The organism is Candidatus Accumulibacter cognatus (genome assembly GCF_000584975.1).
Taxonomy (GTDB): domain Bacteria; phylum Pseudomonadota; class Gammaproteobacteria; order Burkholderiales; family Rhodocyclaceae; genus Accumulibacter; species Accumulibacter cognatus.
In genome coordinates this window covers 20,862-27,377 of sequence record NZ_JDST02000110.1, presented here as the reverse complement: position 1 = coordinate 27,377, position 6,516 = coordinate 20,862, and the positions used below count along the sequence as shown (strand labels likewise).

Here is a 6,516-nt window from a genome sequence, read left to right as displayed (position 1 = left end):
CAATCGTGACCGCGCACGGTAGAGATGGCCTCCAGTACGTTCGCCTTGTAATCTGCAGCTGCCTTGACGGCCAGCTGCAATACCTTGCGCTCTTCGTCGCTGCTCGTCAGCGGCTCGTATTTCTTCAATGCCTCCGCCAGTTTTCCGTCCAGATCGCCCAGGGATTTCTCGATCTTCTCTCGCTCGGCGTCGGAGCTCGATAGCAGGTATTCCAAGCTGCGTACGCGGTAGCGTAGCCGCAACTGGCTGATTTCAGCTGCGGCCTGAACGGAGGGTAGCCAGTTCCTCGCAATCTCCTCGGTATCGCGGCCGACCGCCTTGACCTGGATGATGCAAAAGATGATCGCAGCGACGAGAACGCCACCGCTGACGAGGAAATTCAGGATGAGCTTGGCACGCAGGCTCATGTTGTCGAACCAGTTCATGAGAATCCCCTTACGCTCGTCTATTCGTTTTGTATTGGGCAAAATAATCGTCAATCATAGACCCGCGGGGAGTGGGGTACAAGCAGTGGCCCTCAGCGCAATTGCATGAATGCCAAAGTCGTTGCCTCTCGCGAATGGAGGTTTGCCCGCACTCAACCAATTGCGAAGGGTGCTGTTCACAACCTGATGAATTGTGTATATCTCTGTTTTTATTTAATTTCATTCAAGGCAGAGATTCGGTTCGGCTGTCAATGTGTGGGTTGGAGTGCGCTATCCGAGACAGGCGGAATTGCTCGTGATTGTCGTTTGCGCGGTTCTGTGTTGTCTTCTGGTTCTTGTATAGGATTCATGCATTTGCCCTGTGGGTACGGGTGTCACGGTGATGGGTCCACCTGTTTCCATCTTGAATAGCAATGTGCCGCCGGCTGGATCGTAGCCAAAGACTTCTTAGCGGTCAGCACCCGTCGTCGGTGCCCAGCAAATCATTCATCCCCTCGGGTTAAGGGCCAGAGCGCTGAGCGTACAAGCAGAGCGGTCGTCGATCAGGAAACGATGCCCACGGCTCGGCGTTTGCGCCGACGAAGTCCCCTCCGGGCATTGGCTCGTCACAGTTGCTTCGACGCGAACGGAACTGTCGCTCAGCGCCTGTGGTAGCATGAAACGCGTGCCCTTAGGGTACCGATCGTCGCGAAAGTACGGCTCTCTGGTTCGCGGCTGATGAGTTGGAGACGATAGATTGTGAAATCTGATACCGCCACGTGCATCCTGCAGGCACTCATAGGCAACACTGGCGTCACTTGCGGAACATGTGCTCATGCTGAAGATACTGTTTGGTTGTGGTCCGTTGACGGCCCGTCATATCATGAAAGCTTGCCGTCGGGCGGCGAGGCTGACGAGCATGCTGCGATCATCATAAATAACAATTAGCTATTGGATTAATACTTATAATCAATTTGATCAATCGAGAAGTTCTGCATAGAATGTGTTCGTCAGGTTCCCGAGCAACCCGCCTCGGCTTCCCGAAAAACATAGGACGACTCTGCCCACGGGCATCGAGCAGGAAGAGCATCCGCACGGAAAGAGGTCGAACTTGTTCCCCTCAACGCCTTCAACCCAGGAGAAACGACGATGAACGCCAAGAAAACCCAAGCCCCTTTGATCAATATCGGCATAAGTGCCAGTGAGCGTGCAAAGATTGCCCAGGGCTTGTCCGCCCTGCTGGCCGACAGTTACACGCTCTACCTGATGACTCACAACTTCCACTGGAACGTTACGGGACCCATGTTCAATACCTTGCACCTGATGTTCATGGGCCAGTACACGGAACAGTGGAACGCACTCGACGTCATTGCCGAGAGGATTCGCGCACTCGGCCATCCCGCTCCCGGCACCTACAAGGAGTTCAGCAGGATGAGCTCGATCAGGGAGGTGGAAGGGACGCCCAAGGCAACGGAGATGATTCGGCACCTGGTTGACGCCCAGGAAGCCACGGCCCGAACCGCACGCGAGTTGTTCCCGGTGGTGAATGCCGCGAACGACCAGCCCACCGCCGATCTGCTCACCCAGCGTCTGGAAGTGCATGAAAAGACCGCCTGGATGCTCCGCAGCCTGCTCGAAGAGTAGGTGCCTGAACCGGAGATCGGTGTCAGCGACTCACGAACAGGAATTGACCTCAAGTGCCGGAACCTGGCTTTCAGTTGTCCAGCGCAGGGGAAATCTTGCTCGCATCATCCGGTATCAGGCAGCGGTTTGCGCATGCGCATCCTCTCGCGAAAATCGATCGAGATAAAGGTAGATCACCGGCGTCAGATAGAGCGTCAGGAACTGTGAGAGCAGCAGGCCGCCGACCACCGCCAGACCGAGAGGTCGCCGGACCTCGGCGCCGGCACCGAGACCGAGAGCGATCGGCAGTGTTCCGACCAGCGCCGCCATGGTGGTCATCATGATTGGCCGGAAGCGGATCAGGCAGGCTTCGAAGATTGCGTCGCGCGCGGCCATTCCCGCTTGCCGTTGCTGCGCCAGCGCAAAGTCGATCATCATGATGGCGTTCTTCTTGACGATGCCGATCAGCATGATGACGCCGACGAAGGCGTAGAGACTGAGATCGACGCCAAACAGCAGCAGTGTCAACAGCGCGCCCAGGCCCGCCGAGGGCAGCCCCGAAAGAATCGTCAGGGGGTGAATGAAACTCTCGTAGAGGATGCCGAGCACCAGGTACACCACCAGAATCGCCACCAGCAGCAGGATGCCGAGTCCCTGCTGTGAGGACTGGAAGGCCTGTGCGGTGCCTTGCAGGCTGGTGTTTAGCGAGACCGGGATGCGCAGTTGCTGTTCTAGCCCCTTGATCCGGTCTACCGCTTCGCCCAGCGATACCCCTGGCAACAGGTTGAACGACAAAGTGACCGACGGTAACTGCCCCTGATGGTTGACGGTCAGCGCCTGCGTCTTGCGACTGAAGCGCGCCACAGTGTCCAGCGGGATGAGTTTGCCGTTGCTGCTGCGCACGTAGAGGCGTGACAGTGCTGCCGGATCGGCCTGGTATTCTGGGGCGACTTCGAGTATCACCTGGTACTGATTGGTCGCGCCGTAGATCGTAGACACTTGTCGTGCGCTGAATGCGCTCTGCAAGGCATCTTCCACCTGCCCATAACTGAGACCGAGCGTCGCCAGCTTGTCGCGGTCGATGTCCAGCGCCAGCACCGGGCTGAGATGGTTGAGGTTGTTGGTGACATCGACGAATCCGGGCAACTGGCGGAGACGTTCGGTCAAGGTGGCGGTCCATTGGTATAGCTCGCCGAGGTCGGTGTCCTGCAGGGTGTACTGATACTGCGCGGCGGTGAGCTGGCCGCCGATGCGGATGACTGGCGGATTCTGCATGTACGCCTTGATTCCCGGCACTTCGGCGAGTTTGGGGCGCAGGCGCTGAATGATCTGGTCTGGCGATGAGCGACGTTCCGATCGGGGTTTGAGGATCATGAAAATGGTGCCGGTATTGGCCGTCGGGCGAATGCCGCCGGCACCCACGGCGGACATGAACGAGCGGATGTCGGGTTCCTGCGCGACGATTTCGGCGAGCGCGCGTTGATGTTTCACCATAGAAGCGAAGGACACGTCCTGGGCACCTTCAGTAAAGGCAACGATCTGACCCGAGTCACCGCTCGGCAGGAAGTCCTTGGACACCACGGTGAACAAATGGCCGGTAAGCAGCAGGGTGGCAAAGAAAACCGCCAGCACGCTGCGTGGGTGCGCCATCGCCAGCTTGAGGGTCCGCTCGTAGCCCGCGAGCAGGGCAACAAAAAAACGCTCGAAGATCTGGAACAGACGGCCATGCGTATCAGGCTCGGCGTGTTGGATGTAGCGGCTGCAGAGCATCGGGGTCAGGGTCAGCGACACGAAACCGGAGACCAGGATGGCGACGCAGATGGTGACTGCGAATTCGTGCAGCAGGCGACCGACGATGCCGCTCATGAAGAGTACCGGAATGAACACGGCAATCAGCGAGAGGGTCATCGAAAGGATCGTGAAGCCGATCTCGCGGGCACCCTGGATCGCCGCCTCGAACGGTGTTTCGCCTTGTTCGACGTGGCGGACGATATTCTCCAGCATCACGATCGCATCATCGACGACGAAGCCGACACTCAGAGTCAGCGCCAGCAGCGAGAGATTGTCGAGGCTGTAACCGAGGACCGCCATCGCCCCGAAGGTCCCGACCACCGAAATCGGCAGCGCCAGCGCCGGAATCAGCGTCGCCGAGAGGTTTCTCAGGAACAGCAGGATCACCAGGATCACCAGGAAGCCAGCCAGGATCAGGGTGAACTGGACGTCGTCGATCGCGTCACGGATCGAGACGCTGCGGTCGAAAAGCACTCTCATCTCGATCGCCGCCGGCAGCTTGGACTGGAACGATGGCAAGATACGCTTGATGGCATCGACCGTCTCGATGGTATTGGCGCCTGGCTGGCGCTGAATCGCCAGGACGATGGCACGCTTGTCGACGTTCCAGCTGGCAATCTTGTTGTTCTCGACGCTGTCGATTGGAGTAGCGACTTCCTCGAGCCGCACCGGCGCGCCATTTCGCCAGGCAACGATCAGTGGGCGGTAGGCCGCGGCGCTGGAAAGCTGTCCGCCATCCTTGATGGCAAAGGTCTGGCGGCTGCCATCGAGCTGGCCGATCGGCTGGTTGACGTTGTTCTGGGCAAGCGCCTGTTGCAGTTCGTCGAGGCCGACTCCCCGGCTGGCGAGCTGGTCGGGGTTGGCCTGCACGCGCACGGCGAATTTCTGCGATCCGAATATCAGTACCTGGGCAACACCGGGGATCGTCGACAGACGCTGCGCAAGCTGGGTTTCCGCGTATTCGTTCACCAGCGATAGCGGCAGTGTCGGTGACAGCAGGGTGATGTAGAAGACCGGGGAGTCGGCCGGGTTGACCTTGCGGAAGGACGGTGGCGCCGGCATGTTCGGCGGCAACTTGCGCAAGGCGGCGGAGATCGCCGATTGCACATCCTGCGCGGCGGCATCGATATTGCGTTCAAGCGAGAACTGCAGGGTGATCGAGGTCGATCCCTGGGCACTCGTCGAAGTCATCGAATCGAGCCCGGCGATGGTCGAGAATTGCCCTTCCAGGGGCGTGGCGACTGCCGCTGCCATGGTTTCCGGGGAGGCGCCGGGAAGATTGGCGGTCACGGCAATGGTCGGGAAATCGACTGTCGGCAATTCGGCAACCGGCAGGGCACGATAGCCGATCAAGCCGAAAATGAGGAACGCCGCCATCAGCAGCGTGGTCATGACCGGGCGGCGAATGCAGAGTTCAGGCAGATTCATTTGGCGCTGCCGCCCGGCTGCGTGGCCGGCACTGGCGTGGCGGCAGTTTGGGCGGTGGTGCTGGTCACTGCCGGCTGTACGGGTTTCACCTGCACCAGCGATCCGGGGGCCAGTCTGAGCTGGCCGTCGATGACAACCATGTCATCGCTGGCAACGCCCTTGCCGATCGCCGAAAGGCCATGGTAGCTGGCCGACACTTCGATCTTCCTGGGTTCCACGGTGTTGTCCGGCCGGACGACAAACAGGAAGTTGCCGTCCGGCCCCTGCTGCACGGCTTCCGTGGGAACGACCACGGCGTTGCTCAGGGTGGCGAGAGAGAGGCTGACCTGAAGAAATTGTCCGGGAGTCAGTTGTTCATCCCGATTTTCCAGCAGGGCCTTCATCTGGATGGTGCCGGTGCTGGCATCGACGGTGTTGTCGAGAAACCTCACCGTTGCCGCGAAACGCGGCTCCCGGTCACCGGGAATCGTCACGCTGGCGGGCATGTCGCCGCGTGCCATGGCCTCTCGCACGCGCGGCAGATGCTTCTCGGGGATCGAAAAAGTCACGTAGAGCGGCCGCATGCGATTGACCACAGCCAGCACCGTTTCATTCATCTTGACCGCTGAGCCGGGAAACACCAGGCGCGCGCCGACCACGCCCGCAAATGGAGCACGGATGCTGGTGTAGGCGAGTTGGCGCCTGGCCAGTTCCAGAGCGGCCTGGTCAGCCTTCACCGTCGCGGCGGCTGCAGTTTCGCCGGTGCGCAGTTCGTTGACCTTTTCCTCGGATACGAAGCCGCGTCCCTGCAGGGCCAGATAGCGCTGCACGTCGGCCCTGGCCTTGGCGAGCTGGGCTTCGCTCCGGGCGAGATTGGCCTGCGCCAGCAGCCACCGCGACTCGAAGTCGCCAGGGTCAAGCCGGACCAGAACCTCGCCCTGTCGGACATGTTGCCCTGCGCTGTAGTCCGCCGCCAGAACCTGCCCGTCCAGCCGTGCCTTCAAGGTCACGCTTTCGTACGCTTCAGCGCGACCCACCACCTCCAGCAGAATGGGAATATCGCCGAGCGTCGCCCTGGCCACGGTCACCGGCACCGGCGACGCAGTCCTGGTGGCTGTGCTGGCGGTGCTCTGACGAATGCTCTGATACCAGTATCCTGTACCAGCAAGGCTGGCCGCGATCACGGCCAGCAACAGCATCTTGGATCTTGTCATTTGGCGTTACCATAACAGTCGGAAACAGGACGAGGAGAGCGAGAAATCGGGGAAAGGTTGTACTCCGAACATCCTGC

Annotated in this window: 4 protein-coding genes; 1 reads left to right on the top strand and 3 read right to left on the bottom strand. The window is 60.0% G+C overall.

Annotated features, from left to right (window positions below; all coding sequences use genetic code 11):
* Nucleotides 1-479 (bottom strand): MCP four helix bundle domain-containing protein (locus tag AW06_RS18035; protein WP_273704866.1); only part of this gene is annotated, 479 nt, incomplete at its 3' end.
* Between the two features lie 1,074 nt (nt 480-1,553).
* Here AW06_RS18035 and AW06_RS18030 point away from each other — a divergent pair.
* Nucleotides 1,554-2,048, top strand: a complete 495-nt coding sequence (locus AW06_RS18030) for a Dps family protein (RefSeq protein WP_034953061.1) — start codon at nt 1,554-1,556, stop codon at nt 2,046-2,048.
* A gap of 114 nt (nt 2,049-2,162) precedes the next feature.
* Here the strand turns inward: AW06_RS18030 and AW06_RS18025 are convergent, their stop codons facing one another.
* Together AW06_RS18025 and AW06_RS18020 are read right to left on the bottom strand one after the other, a co-directional pair.
* Nucleotides 2,163-5,246, bottom strand: a complete 3,084-nt coding sequence (locus AW06_RS18025) for an efflux RND transporter permease subunit (protein ID WP_034953059.1) — start codon at nt 5,244-5,246, stop codon at nt 2,163-2,165.
* Nucleotides 5,243-6,439, bottom strand: coding sequence for an efflux RND transporter periplasmic adaptor subunit (locus tag AW06_RS18020; RefSeq protein ID WP_246148448.1), 1,197 nt, complete (start codon nt 6,437-6,439; stop codon nt 5,243-5,245). The genes AW06_RS18025 and AW06_RS18020 overlap by 4 nt, the downstream gene beginning before the upstream one ends.
* Between the last annotated feature and the right edge of the window lie 77 nt (nt 6,440-6,516).

Excerpts from the sequence above, each read along its gene's own strand:
- AW06_RS18030 (WP_034953061.1), top strand. The coding sequence starts at position 1,554 with ATGAACGCCAAGAAAACCCAAGCCCCTTTGATCAATATCGGCATAAGT.
- AW06_RS18025 (WP_034953059.1), bottom strand. The coding sequence starts at position 5,246 with ATGAATCTGCCTGAACTCTGCATTCGCCGCCCGGTCATGACCACGCTG.
- AW06_RS18020 (WP_246148448.1), bottom strand. The coding sequence starts at position 6,439 with ATGACAAGATCCAAGATGCTGTTGCTGGCCGTGATCGCGGCCAGCCTT.